This window comes from Pseudomonas sp. S37, assembly GCF_016658545.1.
GTDB lineage: Bacteria > Pseudomonadota > Gammaproteobacteria > Pseudomonadales > Pseudomonadaceae > Aquipseudomonas.
Genome location: NZ_JACVZC010000237.1, coordinates 1 through 518, shown reverse-complemented (window position 1 = coordinate 518; position 518 = coordinate 1). Strand labels below are relative to the sequence as shown.

Below are 518 nucleotides of genomic sequence, written 5' to 3'. Positions count from 1 at the left end.
CCGTAGGGGAACCTGCGGCTGGATCACCTCCTTAATCGACGACATCAGCCTACTGATGAGCTCCCACACGAATTGCTTGATTCATTGTAAAAGACGATGCTGTAACGCGACCCTGTTATAGGTCTGTAGCTCAGTTGGTTAGAGCGCACCCCTGATAAGGGTGAGGTCGGCAGTTCAAATCTGCCCAGACCTACCAATTTTGGTTGGAATGACGAGCGCCCCACGCTTCTGGATAAAGAGTGGTGAGGACGGCTCTTCTGCAGTTCAAATCTGCCCAGACCTACCATTACTTGGTATTAGCCGTAGAATACGGGGCCATAGCTCAGCTGGGAGAGCGCCTGCCTTGCACGCAGGAGGTCAGCGGTTCGATCCCGCTTGGCTCCACCACTTTCGCGGTACGCAGTCACTTGTCAGAACTTAGAAATGAGCATTCGTTGATGAATGTTGATTTCTGACTTTTGTCAGATCGTTCTTTAAAAATTCGGATATGTGATAGATATAGACTGACATGCACTTTC

Annotated in this window: 2 tRNA genes; both read left to right on the top strand. The window is 49.8% G+C overall.

The window, feature by feature from the left end:
* The first annotated feature begins 119 nt into the window (after positions 1-119).
* Positions 120-196 (top strand) — tRNA-Ile (locus tag IAE39_RS29480).
* 115 nt (positions 197-311) lie between these two features.
* A tRNA-Ala gene (locus tag IAE39_RS29475) sits at positions 312-387 on the top strand.
* The last annotated feature ends 131 nt before the right edge of the window (positions 388-518 follow it).